Below are 18,607 nucleotides of genomic sequence, written 5' to 3'. Positions count from 1 at the left end.
TGCTGGAGGAGACCCCGATGAACAAGCAATTTTTCTGTGCCGCTGCATTCCTGTGGGTGGGAGGCACCTGTCATGCCCAAGCAAGCATCACAATCTATGGGCTGCTCGACACCGCTGTCGAGCACATCAACCATGTGGGTGCCACTGGTTCTGGGCTCACGCGCATCCCCAGCAATGCGGGCAACATTCCATCCAGGCTGGGATTTCGTGGCCGTGAAGATTTGGGGGGAGGAATAAGTGCCCAGTTCGTTCTCGAAATGGGCATCGCACCTGATTCGGGCGTCTTGAACCAAGGTGGGCGCGGGTTTGGGCGACAGTCGTTTGTTGGCCTGAACGGCCCCTGGGGTCAGGTTGGCCTGGGCCGGCAGTACACGATGCTGTTTTGGTCGATGCATGACGCCGATGTCATCGGGCCGGGTATGCACAGCATTGCGAACTTCGACAGCTATTTTCCGAATGCACGCGCCGACAACGCCATCTCCTACAAGGGCACATTCTCAGGACTGACCGTGGGCATGACCTACAGCTTTGGGCGCGATACGGTCAATGCTGGCCCTAGCCCCGCCGGCACAAATTGTGCCGGCGAGAGTGGCACCGACAGGAATGCTTGCCGCGAATGGTCGATGTTGCTCAAGTACGACTCCGCCAGTTGGGGGACTGCGCTGGCTCATGACGTGCTCAAGGGGGGCTCAGGTGCATTTGGTGGTCTAAGCCAAAGCAGCATGAGCGACAAGCGCACCATGCTCAACGGTTATGTGAAATTCAACGGAATCAAGATTGGAGCGGGATTTCTGCGCCGCGACAACGATGGCTACAAGGTCTCCCCCCGCAGCGACCTGTGGTTCGTCGGCCTTTCATATCCCGCAGGGGCATGGACTTTCGACACCCAGTACTACCGGCTCCAGTACAAGTCCAATAGCGACAAAGGCCAGTTCATGGTGCTGCGTGGCACCTACCACTTCTCCAAACGAACCGCCGCCTACGCGTCACTGGGACACATGAAGAACAGCGGCAATGCCACATTCAGCGCTAGCAGCGGCCAGGCTGGCAGCCTGCCGGTCGCCGGAATCAACCAGACAGGCTTCGGCGTCGGTATCCGTCATATGTTTTAGCCAATGGCACTCGCCCAAATACGAGCCTGACGGAGATGCCGAACCAGCCTTGTTGCTGTGACATGGCGCAATCACCTCTCTGGTGCAAGCCGTCAAGGCCCTGGAGCTTGTGCGTAGCCTGATCGCACTCTGGCTGTGACACCGGCACGGCACGTGCACGTGCACGTGCACGTGCATGTGCATGTGATGCCACATGTGCGACGGCTCAAAGGCATGTTCATCACTCATAGGCTTGCGACTGCAACTTGGCCGCCTTATTCCAAAACGCGCTCGCTCAGCGGGAACTATGTGGCTGATACGATAGAAGGAGCTGAAAGCACGACCATCTTTTGAACACCTTTTTTAGGTAGCTAGCTGGGTAGCTAGAGCTAGGAACCTAAAAAATCAGATACGCAACCCATTGAAATCAAGTGGGCTTATATGACAATGAAAATTGCCACCTGGAATGTGAACTCCTTGTCCGTACGGCTGCCGCAGGTGCTGGACTGGCTTGCCGCCAACCCCGTCGATGCACTGGGACTGCAGGAGCTCAAGCTCACCGACGACAAGTTCCCGCACATGGCGTTCGAGGAAGCTGGCTACAAGGCAGTCAGCCACGGCCAGAAGACCTATAACGGCGTGGCCTGGATCACGCGCGACACGGGGCGCGATGTGGTGCGCAACATTCCCGGGCTTGACGACGAACAGGCCCGCATCATTGCCACGACCATAGACTCGCCGAACGGCGAAATTCGTCTGATCAACGGCTACTTCGTCAACGGCCAGGAACCTGGCTCGGAAAAATTTGCCTACAAGATGCGCTGGCTGCAGGCGTTGCACGATTGGATCCAGAACCAGATGACCCTGCATCCGCGCCTGGTGCTGGTGGGGGACTTCAACGTGGCTCCCGAAGATCGCGACTCCTACGACCCCGTCGGCCTCAAGGACACGATCCACCACACGGTGGAAGAGCGCGACCATTTCCAGCGCCTGCTGCAACTGGGCTTGAACGATGCCTTCCGCATGTTCGAGCAGCCGGAAAAAAGCTATTCCTGGTGGGATTACCGCATGCTGGGCTTTCAGAAGAATCGCGGCCTGCGCATCGACCATATTCTGGTCAGCGAGGCTCTCAAGAGCAAGGTCAGCGCCTGCAGCGTGGACCGTGCTCCGCGCAAGAACAAGCAGCCCAGCGATCACGCCCCCGTGGTCGTCACACTGGACTGAGGCGGTACGGATCAGACGGCGCCATGGCTCAGCCACTGCAAGGCCTGCAGCTGGCCACGCAACAGCATCACATGGCGTTTGAGCAGCTTGGCGACTTTGACCGGCAAATCCAGCTGAACAGTGTGCTCGGTGCGCTCCAGCCAGGTCTGCAAGCGCCGCAGCACATCCAGCCAGGTTTCGGCCACCGTTTCTCCCAGATAGTCAAGCCAGGTCTTGCGCACCCGCTCCAGCAGACCGCCCTCATCCAAGGCCATGGATAGCGGGGCCGCCGGAACACCATCAAGCAGCTCCTCCAGCTCGGAAACCAGCTTGTGTGAATCCTGCGAGAAGCGGCGCAGGGCATCGACAGCCATGCTGGAGTCCGCAGTCGTCAAGAACAGTCTGGAGCTTTGCGCAAAACGCCGTCCTGCCTGTAACGCCAGAGCAAGACTGTTCTTCGCCATCTGGCCCAGTACAGCCTCCGCGCAAGGCTTGGACAGGGGTGGAACAATCGCACGGCGCCAGGCTGCCTTGACGGCTGCTCTGACCTGAGACCAGTCCAGCAGGCTGCCCCCGCAATGCCGCGACCAATGCTGGCGCAACTCGGCCTCCAGGGATTCGAAACTCCTGCTCCTCCCCGAAGCCGTCTGCCGAGCCCGATATCTGCCGGCCTGCCAGCCCAGCAGATAGGCGGGGTAATACTGATCAAAGCTACGCCCCGGGACAAAGTAAGGCTCGCACATATAGCGCTCGTGCCAGAAGGCCTCCTCGGCCTCCGGCATCTGCAGCAATGGCGACAAGGCGTTCGCATCCCGCAGGAAAGACTCCGGTGCAGGCGGGAAAGAGATGGGTAAAGGCAAGGCAGACAACGCAAACAGTCCAATCAACAAGAGGCCTGTTGATTTTTATCCCTGCGCCATCTGCCTTATGTCGTCAACCGTGATTGCACCATGTAGGACGGATAAAGCCCACCGCGAAAGCGAGTGACCACTGCACTGCTTCAGTCGAAATTCTCGTTTTCCAGCCCCAGCTCCTGCAGCTTCCGGGTGATGGTGTTGCGGCCAATCCCCAGCCGGCTGGCAGCCTCGACTCTGCGACCATGCGTGGCTGCCAGGGCCGTTCGCAGCAACTGTGCCTCGAACTGATGGGACAGTTGATCCCATACATCGTGGTGGCCTTGCGACAAAAGCTCCTCGGCCTGCTTGCCCAACCCTTCCAGCCAGCCCTCGGTCAATGCCGGAGCTTCGGTCAAAGGCGTTGCCGCAGTGCCTGGCACGGACATGGATGCCGCCTCAGGCAGATTTGCCTTGGACTGGTCAAGGCCCACACCACTGCTCAATGCGCCGGCAAAGACTGCTGTGCTCACCGATGCAGAGCTGCCTAGCACTTCGGGCGGCAAGTCCTTGAGTGCAATCTGCTGGGCCGGAGCCATGACGGTCAACCAGTGGCAGATGTTTTCCAGCTGGCGCACATTGCCCGGGAAGTTGAAGGCCTGCAGGCGGCTCATGGCGGCCGTGCTCATGCGTTTGGGCTCAACCCCCAGCTGACGCGCGCTTTGCTGCAGGAAATGCTGAGTCAGCATGGGGACGTCTTCCTTGCGCTCGCGCAGCGCGGGCAGGCGCAGGCGGATCACATTCAGACGATGGAACAAGTCCTCGCGGAAAGCACCGTCCTTGACGCGCAGCTCCAGATCCTGGTGCGTCGCCGCAATCACACGCACATGGGCCTTGACGGCCTGATGTCCGCCAACCCGGTAGAAATGACCGTCGGAGAGCACCCGCAGCAGACGCGTCTGCAGCTCGAACGGCATGTCGCCGATTTCATCGAGAAACAGCGTACCGCCTTCGGCCTGCTCGAAACGCCCCCTGCGCTGGGTCTGCGCACCGGTAAAGGCGCCGCGCTCGTGGCCGAACAGCTCGGACTCCAGCAGATCTTTCGGGATGGCTGCGGTATTGATGGCCACAAACGGTCCGCCGGCAACCGGAGAATGCTTGTGCAGCGCCCGTGCCACCAGCTCCTTGCCGGCACCGGACTCCCCGGTGATCAGCACCGTGACATGACTCTGGCTCAGTCTGCCGATGGCGCGAAACACGTCCTGCATGGCAGGTGCCTGACCCAGCATTTCCGCCTGCACCGGAGCCTGCACATCGGCCACCTCCTCGCGCTGGCTTTCCTCGACGGCGCGCCGGATCAACTCCACGGCCTTGGGTACGTCGAAGGGCTTGGGCAGATACTCGAAGGCCCCACGCTGGAACGCCGAGACGGCACTGTCCAGATCGGAATAGGCCGTCATGATGATCATGGGCAGTCCGGGCTGCTGCGCCCTGACCTGCTCCAGCAGCTCAAGGCCCGAGCCGCCAGGCATGCGTATATCGCTGACCAGCACCTGTGGAGCCTGACGCTCGGGATCGCTGTTGTCCACATCAGCCAGGGCCTTGAGCACATCACGCGGCTGGGTAAAGCTGCGAATGGGCCAGCCTTCACGCCCTAATGCCTTTTCAAGCACAAAGCGGATGGAAGGGTCGTCGTCCACAATCCAGATTGGCTTCATTCGTGCAACATCCTTCCCTTCTTCTGCATATTGATAATGTCAGGCTTTATGGCAGCGGTATCAGGATTCGGAAATCCGTCCTCCCCGGCTGGCTCTCGCACTCGATCAGGCCATGGTGACGCTGCACAAAGGTCTGAGCCAGCGTCAGCCCCAGGCCGGATCCGCCGTCTCTGCCTGAGACCAAAGGATAGAAAATCCGCTCCTTGATGGCATCTGGCACGCCTGACCCGTTGTCGATTACATGCAATTCCAGTGCCAATCTGTAGCGCTCGCGCCCCAGAGTGACCTGTCTGGCCACACGCGTCTTCAGAATGATCTCGGCATCGCCCTCTGCAATGCGCCGCCCCAGCGCCTGTGCCGCGTTCTGAACGATATTGAGCAGAGCCTGTATCAGCTGTGCGCTGTCGCCTCTGAACTCGGGAATGGAAATGTCATAGTCGCGCGTGATCTTGAGCCCCTGAGGATGCTCGACCAGCACCAGCGAACGCACGCGCTCGCAGACCTCGTGGATGTTGACGTCGCCCACCTCATGCGGGTGGCGATGCGGGGCCAGCAATCTGTCCACCAGCGCCTGCAGGCGATCGGCCTCGTGAATGATGACCGTGGTGTATTCCAGCAACTCGGGCGTGACCAGATCCATCTGCAGCAACTGGGCCGCGCCGCGAATGCCGCCCAGCGGATTCTTGATCTCGTGCGCCAGATTGCGGATCAGTTCCTTGTTCGCCAGCGCCTGCTCTCGGATGCGCTCCTCGCGATCCTGACGGGCCTGCTGCTCCAGCGGCCACATCTCCACCATGACATGACCGGCCTTCTCGGCCAGCGAAACCGCCGCGTGAATCGGCAAGGGCTCCTGCCCCAGGCGCAGCAGGCTGGCCTCGAAGCGCAGCGCAGCAAAGTCGTTGGAACGGGCGCCGCTGAGCGCCTTGTCCAGCAAGGCTGGCTCGGCAAAGCAGGTGGCGAAGTCACTGCCGACCATGATGCGGCGCGACTGGCCCAGGGCGTTTTCCAGCGCCGCGTTGACGAAGCGCACCATGCCGTACTCGTCAAGCACGGCAATCAGGGTGCAAAGCCAGTCCAGCGACTGGTAGCCGTGAGCATTGGCCTGATCCGGATCAGGCCTGGAGATATCGGGGAGCGGGGCTGCAGTGGAACTCATTCGATAGACCAAAAATGACCAGCCCCAGGGGCCGGATTAATTGACCGCAGGCAGCCGGTCCAGCTCTCGCCTGATGCCTGCGATATCACTTTCCTGGCGTGTGATATCGGCCTTGAGCTTGGCCACCCGCTCCGGGTAGCCCTGAGGATTGCGCAACTCCAGCGCCGTGCGCACGGGGTTGCCATCGTTGTACTCAGCCTTCAGCTCGGACAGTCTGGCCTGGGCCTTGTTCAGCTCGCCTTGCAGGATGGCTCGTGCATCGGAGTCACGCGCTTTCTGCGCGGCATTGTCGCTGCGAGCCGGGGCCGGCGCGCTCGATGCAGAGCTACTTGCCGGCTTGGGCTTGGCCGCAGCCGCTGGCGCATTGCCACCCGAGGGCCTGGTGCCGTGAATCACCGTCACGCCACTGCCATCGACCGGCTTGCACCCTTTGGCCTTGGCCTGCGAAACATTGTTGGTGTACTCATTGCCGCAGCGGTAGATCACATCCTGGGCAGAAACCAGCCCGGATGCAAGACACAGCAACGACAACACATAAAACTTCTTCATTCGGTCCTCTCAGGCAGACGGCGGCCGCAAGTCCGCAATACCCTGAGTATCGCTCCAAGCCTGCGGCTTTTATTGACTACTTGACCGCCACCAACCCGTTTGGTTCCTTTGCTGCCATGCCCGCCGCAGTGGGCGCTCAATAAAAAAGGCGGCTTGCGCCGCCTTTTTTGACCTCTGCTTTACAGCGAGAAGTACATATCGTATTCGACAGGGTGCACCGACTGGCGATAGCGAGTCACTTCGCCCATCTTCAGCTCGATGTAGGCATCCAGCATGCTGTCGGAGAACACACCGCCCTTGGTCAGGAACGCACGGTCGGCGTCCAGGGCTTCCAGAGCCTGATCCAGGCTGTGGCAGACGGTAGGCACCAGCTTGTCTTCCTCGGGAGGCAGGTGGTAGAGATCCTTGGTCGCGGCTTCGCCGGGATGGATCTTGTTTTCCACGCCGTCCAGGCCGGCCATCAGCAGAGCTGCGAAACCCAGGTAGGGGTTCATCAGAGGATCGGGGAAGCGGGCTTCCACGCGACGAGCCTTGGGATTGCTGACGTAAGGAATACGGATGGAGGCCGAGCGATTCTTGGCCGAGTAGGCCAGCTTCACGGGCGCTTCGAAGCCGGGAACCAGACGCTTGTAGCTGTTGGTGCCGGGGTTGGTGATGGCGTTCAGCGCACGAGCGTGCTTGATGATGCCGCCGATGTAGTACAGGGCGAAGTCGGACAGGCCGGCATAGCCGTCGCCGGCAAACAGGTTCTTGCCATCCTTCCACACGGACTGGTGCACGTGCATGCCGGAGCCGTTATCGCCAGCGTAGGGCTTGGGCATGAAGGTTGCCGTCTTGCCGTAGGTGTTGGCCACGTTCCAGATGATGTACTTCTGCAGCTGTGTCCAGTCGGCACGCTCGACCAGGGTCGAGAAGCGTGTGCCGATTTCGTTCTGACCGGCGCCGGCCACTTCATGGTGGAACACTTCGACAGGGATGCCGACCGCTTCCAGCAGCAGGGACATCTCTGCACGCATGTCCTGGGTGCTGTCGACAGGAGGAACGGGGAAGTAGCCACCCTTGACGCGAGGACGGTGACCACGGTTACCGGTTTCGAACTTGGTGCCGGTGTTCCAGGGAGCCTCGTATTCTTCGATTTCGAAGAAGGGGTTGTGAGGCTCTGTACCCCAGCGCACGCCGTCGAAGATGAAGAATTCGGGTTCGGGACCGAAGTAAGCGGTATCACCCAGGCCGGAAGCCTTCAGATAGGCTTCGGCACGCTTGGCGATGGAGCGGGGATCGCGGTCGTAGGCCTTGCCATCACCGGGTTCAATCACATCGCACTGCAGAATCAGTGTGGTTTCTTCGAAGAAGGGATCGATATTGGCAGTGTTGGGATCGGGAACCAGCTGCATGTCCGAGGCTTCGATACCCTTCCAGCCGGCAACGGAAGAACCGTCGAAAGCATGGCCCGAGGCGAACTTGTCCTCGTCGAAGTGCGACACGGGCACGGTCACGTGCTGTTCCTTGCCGCGGGTATCGGTAAAGCGCAGGTCCACGAACTTGACCTCGTTATCCTGCACCATCTGCATCACGTCTGCAACGGTCTTCGCCATTAGATCTCTCCTGCCAACTTTGGCTGATCAAATAAAGAATGAATAGTATCTAGCAGTTTGCGTGCCAACTCGAACTCGGCGCCTCACAACAACATCTGCGCACCGAAACCGAGCCTTGGTGTAAAGATATTCGGCACAAGACATAGGCACTTACCAGAGCTGCATCTGCAAACTGCACCAAACAGACGCGCATTGTCTCACTGCCAGAGCACGCCTCACAATTGCACCATCTTGGTGAATATCATTGCACCAAGATGGTGCAATTTGGAAATAGGATTGTTTTTGGTGCATGACACCTGATTCGTCCTGTTGCAGACGCTTCTCAGCGAGCCACCGAAGCTGCACCATCCGAATCATCTGCACCAGGTGCAAACGGGACCTGCGGGTCGGCAGCACTTGGCATGGTCTGCGCCCTCATTTGCTCCAGCGCCGCCAGGCAGAAGTGAGCAAACCACAGTGCAGAGAAGGCAAACACCAGCGCATAGATCCAGATCGCAATCGGAACCAGAATCCAGAAAGCGGCCAGGAACAGCAGCCCGGAAATCCAGACCACACCAGGTGCTGCGCCCAGATAGCCGCAGATCACACCCATCAGAATGAGCGACGTGCGGTGACGGGCAAACAGGGCCCGGCGCTCGTCCTTGCTGGCATGCTCGGACAAGGCGTCAAATGCCATGACCCTGTAGGTGAGCCATCCCCAGATCAAAGGCGCCACCACCAGCATCAGCGGCGGGAACACCCATAGTGGCAGAGTGACAAACAAGGCCAGCAGCGCAATCAACGTGGAGCCGCCCGACCAGACCAGGCTGGCTACGGTGGAACCACCATGCTTTTTCTCGAGCCCGACAAAGCGTTTCTCGGCCACCAGCTGTGTCAGCACAGGCGCCATGAACAGGCCCACCAGCAGCAAAACCAGCACCACGAGTACCGGCATTGCGCCCAACACCACAAAAATGGAAGCCACCACCTCCGAGGCATACCCAAGGCCCAGCCCCTGCAGCCATAGCCATAAGGAATGCAGCCAGCCCACCCCGTCCAGCAGGCTTTGCACCTTGAGGACCGCATCGGCCCAGAAGAAGTAACCCAGAAGCCAGGCCATCAAGGCCATGGCCAGCAGCGGCAGGAGTGACCAGACAATGACCCGCTTATGCAGGCAATACGCCATGGCACGCCAAAAAGAGTCGAGTAGCAAGCTCATGCTGGCAAGCATACTCAAGGATTGACTTATGCGCGACCCATCAATCGCAGGACAGCCAGCCACTGCTGCGCCCAGAAGCCACGGCCATAGTCGCGCAATTGACCTTTTGCATTCGCTTGCACCTGATCGCGAATGCCCGTGGGGTCATAGCGCAGATCAAAGTTGGCCGTGCCAAACAATATGTCCCACCAAGGCAACAATACGCCGAAATTGTTGCCATGCACCTTCTTGTTGCGCACGGGCGCCATGGGTTCGTGGCCGATACCGATGGCGTGGTGGCGGCGGTGAAAGCGTGGACTGATCCACAGGCGCTCGCCCAGCTGGCCAAACCAGATGCGCACGTTGGCATGCTGAAAGCTCTCGCTGAGCTGGGTCAGGGCCACGATGGCCACGAACTGCCCCGGAGCCACGCCAATCAGCTGTGCCACCAGCACGATGATGGCGTCATGGATCACGTCGTCGAGCAGGTGATTGCGGTTGTCGCTCCACACCGTCATCTGGCGCTGCGAGTGGTGCACGGCATGCAGCTTCCACCACCAGGTAAAACCGTGCTGGCCTCGATGAATCCAGTACTCGACCAGATCGAAGACGACCAGATACATCAACAGGCTGACCCAGGCATTGTCCGTCACACCCGGCCAAAGGTCGTCAAGGTGAAAGCCCGGCAAGCCCCAGACATGAAGCTGGCCCATGAGCGAATTCCACAGCGGCTCCGTCGTGAAGAACAAGGCCAGCCTGAACAGTCCCAGCCGATGAATCAGCGTATAGAGGATGTCCACACGAATCGCCTGACGGTCCACCACGGGCTCGACCGGCCTCCAGCGCTGCAGCGGCACGATCACCGCGACCATGACCGCTATCTGCAGCAAGCCCACCAGCAGCCAGCCTGTGGCCGTGTAGCCATCTTCGAGCAGGTTCGCCATGCCGAAATGGAACAGAAACGGCTGAACCACGCCTTCAAACAAGCGTTGCTGTGCCTCTCCAAACATCTGAACCAACCAATCCACAACTCACTCCTCTTGCTGCACTCAGCGGTGCTGCGCAATCCAGCCCTGGTACGCCGGATGCTCGGCCAGCGTACGAAAGCAAAAACCCTTATCCAGCAGACCGACGATCAGAGGCTCCAGCACCGCCGGGGCCCAGGGATCCTGGCGCGACCAGATGCCGAGGTGGGCCAGCAAGATATCGCCGCCGCCTATGTTTTTGAGTGCCTGGGCCAGCAAGCGTTCATTCGGATATTTGTCGCTGGGCAGCTCGTCGCCCAGAAAGCCTGCCGGCGCCCAGCCCACATGCTGAAAGCCACCCTGCTGCGCTGCGGCAATCAGCGCGGGCGATGTCTTGCCGCCCGGCGCACGATACAGCGGCAAGGTCTTGCGACCCGTGATCTGGGTCAGCCGCTGGGCGGAGCGCGCAATCTCCTGGCGATATTCATCGGCAGATACCACAAAGCTCTGACCGGCTCTGGACCCGGCCGAGGGCTTGACCTTGAAGTGCGTGACCTGACCCGAGGCCTTGTCGCGGATATCGGCCAGCCAGTACATGTGGTCGAAGGTATGGGATGCGAGCTGGTGGCCTTCGTCGGCACGCGCCTTCCACCAGGGCGCCCAGAAGTCGCCCAGACTGCTGCCCCCCTCCTTCGTGGCCTCATTGGCCGCAAAGAATGTGACGGGAACCTTGTGCTTTTGCAGCACCTGGGCGACAAGCTGGGCTATGCCCATATGCCCGGTGTCGAAGGTCAGGTAGACCGCCTTGGAGCAAGCGCCTGAAACCATCTTCTTTGCCGCTTCGACAGCGAAGGCTGGAACGGCAGACAGGCCGCCGACCAGCGATCCAAGCATGAAACAACGTCTTTGCATCCACCCTCCTTGAGGTGGTCAACACGGAGACCAAGCCATCCCTGCCGTTTCGATGCAGCAGGGACAAGCACCTTAGCGCGCGGCGTGGGACAGCGTCCAGACACCGTGAGGCGACTTGCCCACGTTGACCTGATTGACCACCTTCTTCTCCACCGTGTCGATCACCGACAACTTGCGCGCCCAGCGCGAGGCCACGAAGATGTAGCGGCCGTCAGCCGAGACATCCATGCAGTCGGGGCCGCCAGGCGCCGGGTAATTGGCAACGACCTGGCTGCTGACCATATCGATCTTGCTGATGGTATTGGCCACGCGATTGCTCACGTACAGATGGCGATCATCGCCGGCAGCGCGGAAGGCATGCGCTCCGGCAGCCGTCTTGATCTGACCCAGGCTGCGTGGCTCGGCGCCGGTGATATCGAACACCTCGACACCATCGCCGCCCGTCAGGCCGACAAACAGCTTTTTGCCATCAGGGCTGCCATAGACGTCCGCAGGCATGGGGCCTGTGGGCACGCGGGCCTTGATGGTCTGGGTGGCGATATCGATGGCCACCAGGGCGTCGCTGTCCTGCATGGTGGAGTACAGCGTCTTGCTCTGCGCGTCGATGAACAAATGGCTGGGCGTCTTGCCGGTGGAGACGCGCTTGACCAGAGTCGGCGTCTGCGTGGCCGCATCCCAGCGGTAGAAATCGATGTGGTTGAGGCGGTTGGCTGCCGTGACGAACCACTTCATATCCGGCGAAAAGCGCAGGTGGTATGGGTCCACGATATCGCGGATCACGCGCTGCACGGCACCCGTGCGCGGATCCACCAGAGTCAGCGAATCGCCCAGCGCATTGGCCACCACCAGCGACTTCTCGTCTGGCGTCAGATACAGGTGATGAGGCTCCTTGCCCGTGGGAATGCGCGACTGCTCCTTCCAGGTCTGCGGATCGATCACGCTGATGGATGCATCCAGGGAGTTCAGCACGAAGATGGGCGTTGGGCCTTGCACTGCACGCGCAGCCTGTGCGGGCTTGACAGCGGCGGGCGACACAGGTGCACCGGTTGCAACTACCGCCGCGGGCGCGACCACAGGAGCGGCAGCGACCGCCGGAGCGGCTGCCTTGGCAGACTTGAAACCGGGCAAGGCCGAAGCCCCCAACCATGCCGCGGCGCCCACGCCCACGACCAATGCCACAGCAGCGCCAGTGCGCCCAATAGAAAGACGTCCCACAACCACCACCTTCTCAGAATCCATGCAGTGTAGCTGCGCCAATGCAGCCGCTGCCAACACAAGCCTTCTGGTTTACAAAGCTTGTTGAAATGCCGCGCCAAGCTTGCCTGATCGGCGCAGGCCGCATCATGACAACAATTCAAAAACAGGAGCAGCTAGCTCCTGCTTTTATTACGGTACAGCTTTAAAAAAGCTTGAAACCGTTGGAATAAAGGCACATGACGCTCATCGATTGATGAACATCATTGCTCTATAAAAAAAGGAGCCCCAAAAGGGCTCCTTTGCCAACGTCGGTGACGGGTCCTCAGACCTTCCACTTCTCCGCCAGCTTTTCGGGATTCAGCGTGTCATAGCCTTCGAAAGGCTGGTGAATCCAGGGGTTGGTGGCCAGGAAGTCCACCGAGTAGTCAGGCTCGAAGGTCGACACGCCCTTGGTCCAGATCACGGCGCTGCGCAGCTCCGTAATAGGTGCGTAGTTGGTCTTGAGCATGGCGATCACGGCCTTGAGCGTGGCGCCCGAGTCCGCCAGATCGTCCACCAGCAGCACGCGGCCGGAAATATCACCCTTGGGCGTGGCGATGAAGCGGCCGATGTCCAGATGGCCCTGCACCGTGCCGGCTTCGGCGCGGTAGGAGCTGGTGGACATGATGGCCAGGGGCTTGTCGAAAATGCGGCTCAAGATGTCGCCGGGACGCAGACCACCGCGTGCCAGGCACAGGATGGTGTCGAATTCCCAGCCGGACTGGTGGATCTTGATGGCGAGCTTTTCGATGAGACCGTGGTACTCGTCGTAGCTCACATACAGGTGCTTACCGTCTTCTGTCAGCATGGGCACAGTTCCTTTGAAAGTTCAGTAAAACCCGGCCCGATCAGGCGGCGCTGTACGGGTTGTGCATCAGGATGGTGTGGTCGCGGTCGGGGCTGGTGGACACCATGGCAATGGGCACACCGGTCACTTCGGCGATACGGTCCAGATAGCGGCGAGCGTTCACGGGCAGCTTGTCGTACTCGGTCACGCCCACGGTGGAGTCGGTCCAGCCAGGGATGGATTCGTAGATGGGCTTGCAGCGCTCGATATCGTCCGCGCCCAGAGGCAGCAGGTCGATCTTCTCGCCGTCCAGCTCGTAGCCCACGCACAGTTGCAGCTCTTCGATGCCGTCCAGCACGTCCAGCTTGGTGATGCACAGGCCGGACAGACCGTTGATCTGGGCCGAACGCTTGAGCAACGCAGCATCGAACCAGCCGCAGCGGCGCGAACGACCGGTGGTCACGCCCTTCTCTGCGCCCACGGTGGACATGACCCAGCCGGGAGTGCCTTCCTTTTCCCATTCCAGCTCGGTGGGGAAGGGACCGCCGCCCACGCGGGTGCAGTAAGCCTTGGTGATGCCCAGGATGTAGTGCAGCAGACCCGGGCCCACGCCAGCGCCTGCGGCGGCATTGCCGGCCACGCAGTTGGACGATGTGACATAGGGGTAGGTGCCGTGATCCACGTCCAGCAGCGTGCCTTGCGCGCCTTCGAACAGCAGGTTGCCGCCTTCGGCGTGAACGGCATTGAGCTCGCGCGAAACATCGGCAATCATGGGCTTGATCAGCTCGGCATGACGCATGGCTTCTTCGTACACGGCGTCGAACTGAACTTCGCCGTCCTTCATGTAGGGAGCCAGGCCGGCGCCGAAGTCGAAGTTCTTGGAACCCAGCACATTCACCAGAATGTGGTTGTGCAGGCTCAGCAGCTCGCGCAGCTTGGTGGCGAAGCGCTCGGGGTGCTTCAGGTCCTGCACACGCAGGGCACGGCGGGCGATCTTGTCTTCGTAGGAGGGGCCGATGCCCTTGCCGGTGGTGCCGATCTTCTGCACGCCACCCTTTTCGCGGGCCGCTTCACGGGCCACGTCCAGAGCCTGGTGGAAAGGCAGGATCAGCGGGCAGGCTTCGGACACGCGCAGACGCTCACGCACTTGCACGCCGGCCTTTTCCAGACCTTCGATTTCTTCAAACAGCTTGCCCACGGAGAGCACCACACCGTTGCCGATGTAGCACTTCACACCAGGGCGCATGATGCCGCTGGGAATCAGGTGCAGAGCCGTCTTCACGCCGTTGATGACCAGTGTGTGACCGGCGTTGTGACCGCCCTGGAAACGCACGACGCCGTTGGCGCTTTCGGTCAGCCAGTCAACCAGCTTGCCCTTGCCCTCATCACCCCACTGGGTGCCGACGACGACCACATTGCGACCTTTGGATGTATTCATATTCCAATCCGATAAATCGAAGAATTAGTCAAATGCCTTAAATGGCTTGCACGACCCATTGCCCGCCGACATTGGCAAGCTCACGGTCGCAGTGGAACTCATCCACTTCGCTTTCATGCCCTGGCAGCACGCAGACCACCGTCTCGCCCTGCTGGCGCAATGCGGCAATGGCGGCAGCCACTTGCGCGTCATCACCCCAGGGGGCGCGAATGGCAGCCTTGAGCGGACGCTCGGGCACGACAGCCACCAGTTGTTTGATATCGAGACTGAAGCCGGCAGCGGGACGGTTGCGCCCGAACACTGCACCGACTTCGTCGTAACGGCCACCGCGAACCAGGGCATCGCTGCCGCCGGGCACATAGATCGCGAAGCGCGTGCCGCTGTAGTAGGAGTAGCCACGCAGATCGGCCAGGTCGAAGCTGACCTTGACGCCATCCAGATGCTGCACCAGCCAGCGCAAATGCGACAGCACATTGCGCACGCCGGCAGTGCGCTCCAGCAGCTTTTCAGCTTGATCGAGCACTTCCATGCCGCCATACAACTGCAGCAGCGCCATCAGGCCTTCACGCGAGGCTTCGGGGAAATCGCGGGTCAGCTGAGCCAGTTCGGTTGCATCCTTGGAGGCCAGGGCCGCATGCACGCCGCGCAGCACCTGCTCGTCCACCATCACGCCAGCCAGCAGGCTGCGCACGATGCGCACATCGGCCAGATCCACGATGACGTCCTTGACGCCCGCCCCCTTGAGGCAGTCGAGAGCGAGATGCAGGGCTTCGAGGTCGGCTTCCAGGCCTTCATGGCCGTAGATTTCAGCACCGAACTGGAACGGCTCACGCGTGGCGCGCGGACGATCGGGGCGCGCATGAACGACAGGACCGCAGTAGCACAGACGGGTTACGCCCTTGCGATTGAGCAAATGTGCATCAATGCGTGCCACCTGCTGCGTCATGTCTGCACGCAGGCCCATGGTGCGACCGGAGAGCTGGTCAATCAGTTTGGAGGTTTGAAGGGCAAGAGCTTCGCCTGTACCCGTCAGCAAGGACTCCAGATACTCCAGCATGGGTGGCATGACAAGCTCATAGCCATAGCTGCGCGCAGTATCGAGCAATCCTCGACGCAATTCTTCGATGTGCCGTGCCTCGGAGGGCAAAACATCGGCAATGTGATCCGGCAGGACCCAAGCAGACATGGAGAAATGGGGAGGCTGTTAAAAATGCGATTCTACCGGCTTTGCCAGCCCTGCCCAATTTGACCGCTAAGGCCTAGCCAGTATCGGCAGTATTTAAAGCAGCACCAGCATGATGGTGCCTGCTGCGATACAGAGCAATCCGCAAAAGCGCAGCTGCCCATCCCTGAGTTGCAGCAACTGGGAAAACAGCTGGCGCCACAGCCCGGGGGCGAACAGGGGCAGCAGCCCCTCCAGCACCAGCAGCATGGCGATCGCCAGTCCCAGGATCTCCCACCAATCCATTGCCATCCCCCAATAGACAATGGCCCTCAAGGGGCCATTGCTTGTATCGTTGTCAAGGCTTTCCGAACTTGCGCAAACAAGGATGCACAACAGGCATTTCTATCGGCAAAACACCATGCCTGATCCGAATTTGCGCAAGCCTAGGCCTATTTGCCAGCGGAGCCGCCACTGCGATAAGCCTTGAAGAAGTCGCTTTGCGAAGGATCTAGCACCAGTACATCGCTCTTCTTGGAGAAGCTCTCCTTGTAAGCATCCAGACTGCGATAGAACTGCGCAAACTGCGGATCCTTGCCAAAGGCTTCTGCATAGACCCGTGCCGCTTCAGCATCGCCCTCACCCTTGATCTTCTGTGCATCGCGGTAGGCATTGGCAATGGTGATGTCACGTTGACGGTCGGCCTCGGCGCGAATCTTTTCCCCCTCAGCCGCGCCCGTGGAGCGCAGCTCGTTGGCCACGCGCTTGCGTTCGGCCTCCATACGGCGATAGACGGACTCGGTGATGGTCTCGGCATAGTCCACGCGAGTGATGCGCACATCGACGATGTCGACACCCCAGGGCTTGGAGCCACGCACGGTTTCCAGCACTTCACGCTTGACGTCGGCCATCAGCGTTTCACGCTTGGAAGACAGCAGCTCACGCACGGTACGGCGGTTGATCTCTTCCTGAAAGGCATTACGCACCACACGGTTGAGCTGCATGGCACCGGCAGACTCATCCAGACCCACGTTACGGATGTATTCCGAAGGCTCGGAGATTCGCCAGCGCACATACCAGTCGATGACCACGCGCTGCTTTTCAGCCGTGAGCATGGGCTCGGTATCGGTGCTGTCGAGCGTCAGCAGACGCTTGTCGATGTAACGCACGTTCTGCAGCGGTGGCGGCAGCTTGAAGTTAAGCCCGGGCTCGGTGATCACTTCCTTGATCTGACCCAGCGCATAGACCACACCGAACTGACGCTGATCCACGACAAACAGGGTCGAGCTCAGCAAGGCCAGCACCACGAGAATGCTGGTGACAAAAAATCCGATTCGATTCACTGCATTCTCTCCTAGCGTGCGTCACGGTCACGGCTGCGCGCATCGCGGCTGCGGGCATCACCGGCGGGATTGGGTACTACACGTACGTTGGCCGGAGCCGAAGCTGCGCCGCCGGCAGCTGCATCACCCGACGCAGCGGGAGCGGCGGCGCTGCCACCCACGTTCTGCATGATCTTGTCCAGAGGCAGATACAGCAGATTGGAGCCCTGGCGCGACTCCACCAGAACCTTGGTCACGTTGGTGTAGACCTGCTGCATCGCATCGATGTAAAGACGGTCACGCGTGACCTGAGGGGCCTTCTGGTACTCGGAATACAGCGAACTGAAGCGTCCGGCATCACCCTGAGCCTGGGCCACGATCTTGGACTTGTAGGCCGCCGCCTCCTCACCCAGACGCGCCGCCGCACCCGCAGCACGGGGCACCACATCGTTGGCATAAGCCTGGGCCTCATTCTTGGCACGCTCACGCTCCTGACCAGCCTTGAGCACATCGTCAAACGAGGCCTGCACCTGCTCGGGCGGCCGCACGCCGCCTTGCTGCATATTGATGCCCACCACCTCAACGCCCACCTTGTAGCGATCCAGAATGGACTGCATCAGATCGCGTACTCGCGGCGCGATCTGGTCACGCTCCTCAGCCAGAGCCGCATCCATCTTCATCTTGCCGACGACTTCACGCACGGCGGACTCTGCCACCTGGATCACGGCCTCGGAAGGACTGCGGCTTTCGAACAGCCAGGCTCGCGCATCGCTCAGACGATACTGCACGGCAAACTTGATCTCGACGATGTTCTCGTCCTCGGTCAGCATTGCCGATTCGCGCAGCCCCGTGCTGCGCACGATGTTGTCGCTCCCCACCTCCGCAGAGCGAATCTGCGAAACATAGACCAGCTCATGCTTTTGAACGGGATAAGGCAGGCGCCAGTTGAAGCCCGCTCCCACGGTGCTCTTGTACTTGCCGAACTGCGTGATGACGGCCTGCTGGCCTTCCTGCACGATGAAAAAGCCCGTACCCAGCCAGATCAGCACGGCCACGCCGGCAATCAGGAAAATTCCTTTGCCGGGGTTGAAAGGCTCGCCAGGCTGACCGCCGCTGCGGCTGGGTGGCACACCACGGCCATTGCCGGAGCCACCACCGAACAGACCGGAAAGCTTGCGATTGAGATCACGCCATACCTCCTCCAGATCAGGCGGCTGGCCTTGCTGAGGAGAGGAAGGACGGGGGCGCTGCTCGGGTGCGGGCGGCATCGGAGGACGCTCCCCTTCGGGTGCCGAGCTGTCCGGCTTGGAGCCATCTTCGTTATTGTTGTCGCCACGACCCCAGCGCGGATCGTTCAAATTGAACATCCCGCGAATGCGTTGCGGCAGCACCGCCAGGCGATGGACGCGTTGTGAAAAATTCATGCGAGACGTCTCTGTGTTTTCAAAAAGACATGGACCATG

Annotated in this window: 18 protein-coding genes; 3 read left to right on the top strand and 15 right to left on the bottom strand. The window is 60.5% G+C overall.

Annotated features, from left to right (window positions below; translation table 11 throughout):
* The first annotated feature begins 17 nt into the window (after nt 1-17).
* Both JAO85_RS16865 and xth read left to right on the top strand, forming a co-directional pair.
* Entirely contained in the window at nt 18-1,112 is a 1,095-nt protein-coding gene (locus JAO85_RS16865; RefSeq protein WP_034394857.1) for a porin, read from the top strand.
* 426 nt (nt 1,113-1,538) lie between these two features.
* A complete protein-coding gene (gene xth / locus JAO85_RS16860; protein WP_202788598.1) occupies nt 1,539-2,315 on the top strand; it encodes an exodeoxyribonuclease III in 777 nt (258 codons plus the stop codon).
* 11 nt (nt 2,316-2,326) lie between these two features.
* Here xth and JAO85_RS16855 read toward each other — a convergent pair whose 3' ends face one another.
* The 9 genes from JAO85_RS16855 to JAO85_RS16815 all read right to left on the bottom strand — a co-directional run bounded on the left by JAO85_RS16855 (nt 2,327) and on the right by JAO85_RS16815 (nt 12,438).
* The gene (locus JAO85_RS16855; RefSeq protein ID WP_229227437.1) at nt 2,327-3,094 is read right to left on the bottom strand and encodes a hypothetical protein; all 768 of its coding nucleotides are present in this window, start codon (nt 3,092-3,094) and stop codon (nt 2,327-2,329) included.
* A gap of 200 nt (nt 3,095-3,294) precedes the next feature.
* Nucleotides 3,295-4,845 carry a nitrogen regulation protein NR(I) gene (gene ntrC / locus JAO85_RS16850; protein WP_202788576.1) on the bottom strand — a complete coding sequence of 517 codons (1,551 nt, stop codon included), beginning with the start codon at nt 4,843-4,845 and terminating at the stop codon, nt 3,295-3,297.
* Nucleotides 4,846-4,891: 46 nt separating this feature from the next.
* On the bottom strand, nt 4,892-6,001 hold the full coding sequence (gene glnL / locus JAO85_RS16845) for a nitrogen regulation protein NR(II) (protein WP_003063778.1): 1,110 nt from the start codon (nt 5,999-6,001) through the stop codon (nt 4,892-4,894).
* Nucleotides 6,002-6,037: 36 nt separating this feature from the next.
* Entirely contained in the window at nt 6,038-6,550 is a 513-nt protein-coding gene (locus JAO85_RS16840; protein WP_202788575.1) for a hypothetical protein, read from the bottom strand.
* 179 nt (nt 6,551-6,729) lie between these two features.
* Nucleotides 6,730-8,145: a type I glutamate--ammonia ligase gene (gene glnA, locus JAO85_RS16835; protein WP_003063782.1), complete on the bottom strand. Its 1,416-nt coding sequence runs from the start codon at nt 8,143-8,145 to the stop codon at nt 6,730-6,732.
* A gap of 322 nt (nt 8,146-8,467) precedes the next feature.
* Nucleotides 8,468-9,355, bottom strand: coding sequence for an EI24 domain-containing protein (locus tag JAO85_RS16830; protein ID WP_202788597.1), 888 nt, complete (start codon nt 9,353-9,355; stop codon nt 8,468-8,470).
* Between the two features lie 14 nt (nt 9,356-9,369).
* Nucleotides 9,370-10,350, bottom strand: coding sequence for a sterol desaturase family protein (locus JAO85_RS16825; protein WP_012839165.1), 981 nt, complete (start codon nt 10,348-10,350; stop codon nt 9,370-9,372).
* 21 nt (nt 10,351-10,371) lie between these two features.
* Complete coding sequence (locus JAO85_RS16820) at nt 10,372-11,199, bottom strand: polysaccharide deacetylase family protein (protein WP_202788574.1); 828 nt, start codon at nt 11,197-11,199, stop codon at nt 10,372-10,374.
* 72 nt (nt 11,200-11,271) lie between these two features.
* The gene (locus JAO85_RS16815; protein WP_202788573.1) at nt 11,272-12,438 is read right to left on the bottom strand and encodes a YncE family protein; all 1,167 of its coding nucleotides are present in this window, start codon (nt 12,436-12,438) and stop codon (nt 11,272-11,274) included.
* Nucleotides 12,439-12,455: 17 nt separating this feature from the next.
* Between JAO85_RS16815 and JAO85_RS16810 the strand changes: the two genes are divergently transcribed.
* Nucleotides 12,456-12,602 carry a hypothetical protein gene (locus JAO85_RS16810; RefSeq protein WP_165570843.1) on the top strand — a complete coding sequence of 49 codons (147 nt, stop codon included), beginning with the start codon at nt 12,456-12,458 and terminating at the stop codon, nt 12,600-12,602.
* Between the two features lie 116 nt (nt 12,603-12,718).
* On the opposite strand, the gene JAO85_RS16805 is transcribed toward JAO85_RS16810, so the two are convergent.
* From JAO85_RS16805 to hflK, 6 genes are all read right to left on the bottom strand, one after another.
* Nucleotides 12,719-13,243, bottom strand: a complete 525-nt coding sequence (locus JAO85_RS16805) for a phosphoribosyltransferase (RefSeq protein ID WP_003063794.1) — start codon at nt 13,241-13,243, stop codon at nt 12,719-12,721.
* 40 nt (nt 13,244-13,283) lie between these two features.
* On the bottom strand, nt 13,284-14,660 hold the full coding sequence (locus tag JAO85_RS16800) for an adenylosuccinate synthase (RefSeq protein WP_003063796.1): 1,377 nt from the start codon (nt 14,658-14,660) through the stop codon (nt 13,284-13,286).
* 37 nt (nt 14,661-14,697) lie between these two features.
* A complete protein-coding gene (locus tag JAO85_RS16795) occupies nt 14,698-15,846 on the bottom strand; it encodes an ATP phosphoribosyltransferase regulatory subunit (protein WP_003063798.1) in 1,149 nt (382 codons plus the stop codon).
* A gap of 93 nt (nt 15,847-15,939) precedes the next feature.
* Complete coding sequence (locus JAO85_RS16790; protein ID WP_202788572.1) at nt 15,940-16,128, bottom strand: DUF2065 family protein; 189 nt, start codon at nt 16,126-16,128, stop codon at nt 15,940-15,942.
* Between the two features lie 146 nt (nt 16,129-16,274).
* Nucleotides 16,275-17,165 carry a protease modulator HflC gene (gene hflC / locus JAO85_RS16785; RefSeq protein ID WP_003063801.1) on the bottom strand — a complete coding sequence of 297 codons (891 nt, stop codon included), beginning with the start codon at nt 17,163-17,165 and terminating at the stop codon, nt 16,275-16,277.
* Between the two features lie 11 nt (nt 17,166-17,176).
* Nucleotides 17,177-18,568 (bottom strand): FtsH protease activity modulator HflK, encoded by a 1,392-nt coding sequence (gene hflK / locus JAO85_RS16780; RefSeq protein WP_003063802.1) that lies wholly within the window; start codon nt 18,566-18,568, stop codon nt 17,177-17,179.
* Nucleotides 18,569-18,607 lie beyond the last annotated feature (39 nt).

It is taken from the genome of Comamonas sp. NyZ500 (assembly GCF_016772095.1).
Lineage (GTDB): Bacteria > Pseudomonadota > Gammaproteobacteria > Burkholderiales > Burkholderiaceae_C > Comamonas > Comamonas thiooxydans.
Note: the sequence above shows the minus strand (reverse complement) of the source record. Positions and strands in the feature narration are given on the sequence as shown.

Bases quoted from the DNA above. Each gene is read 5' to 3' on its own strand.
- xth (WP_202788598.1), top strand. From the start codon at position 1,539: ATGAAAATTGCCACCTGGAATGTGAACTCCTTGTCCGTACGGCTGCCG.
- glnL (WP_003063778.1), bottom strand. From the start codon at position 6,001: ATGAGTTCCACTGCAGCCCCGCTCCCCGATATCTCCAGGCCTGATCCG.
- JAO85_RS16815 (WP_202788573.1), bottom strand. From the start codon at position 12,438: ATGGATTCTGAGAAGGTGGTGGTTGTGGGACGTCTTTCTATTGGGCGC.
- JAO85_RS16810 (WP_165570843.1), top strand. From the start codon at position 12,456: ATGCAGCCGCTGCCAACACAAGCCTTCTGGTTTACAAAGCTTGTTGAA.
- JAO85_RS16840 (WP_202788575.1), bottom strand. From the start codon at position 6,550: ATGAAGAAGTTTTATGTGTTGTCGTTGCTGTGTCTTGCATCCGGGCTG.
- JAO85_RS16800 (WP_003063796.1), bottom strand. From the start codon at position 14,660: ATGAATACATCCAAAGGTCGCAATGTGGTCGTCGTCGGCACCCAGTGG.
- ntrC (WP_202788576.1), bottom strand. From the start codon at position 4,845: ATGAAGCCAATCTGGATTGTGGACGACGACCCTTCCATCCGCTTTGTG.
- hflK (WP_003063802.1), bottom strand. From the start codon at position 18,568: ATGAATTTTTCACAACGCGTCCATCGCCTGGCGGTGCTGCCGCAACGC.
- JAO85_RS16795 (WP_003063798.1), bottom strand. From the start codon at position 15,846: ATGTCTGCTTGGGTCCTGCCGGATCACATTGCCGATGTTTTGCCCTCC.
- glnA (WP_003063782.1), bottom strand. From the start codon at position 8,145: ATGGCGAAGACCGTTGCAGACGTGATGCAGATGGTGCAGGATAACGAG.
- JAO85_RS16820 (WP_202788574.1), bottom strand. From the start codon at position 11,199: ATGCAAAGACGTTGTTTCATGCTTGGATCGCTGGTCGGCGGCCTGTCT.
- JAO85_RS16830 (WP_202788597.1), bottom strand. From the start codon at position 9,355: ATGCTTGCCAGCATGAGCTTGCTACTCGACTCTTTTTGGCGTGCCATG.
- JAO85_RS16805 (WP_003063794.1), bottom strand. From the start codon at position 13,243: ATGCTGACAGAAGACGGTAAGCACCTGTATGTGAGCTACGACGAGTAC.
- JAO85_RS16790 (WP_202788572.1), bottom strand. From the start codon at position 16,128: ATGGATTGGTGGGAGATCCTGGGACTGGCGATCGCCATGCTGCTGGTG.
- JAO85_RS16865 (WP_034394857.1), top strand. From the start codon at position 18: ATGAACAAGCAATTTTTCTGTGCCGCTGCATTCCTGTGGGTGGGAGGC.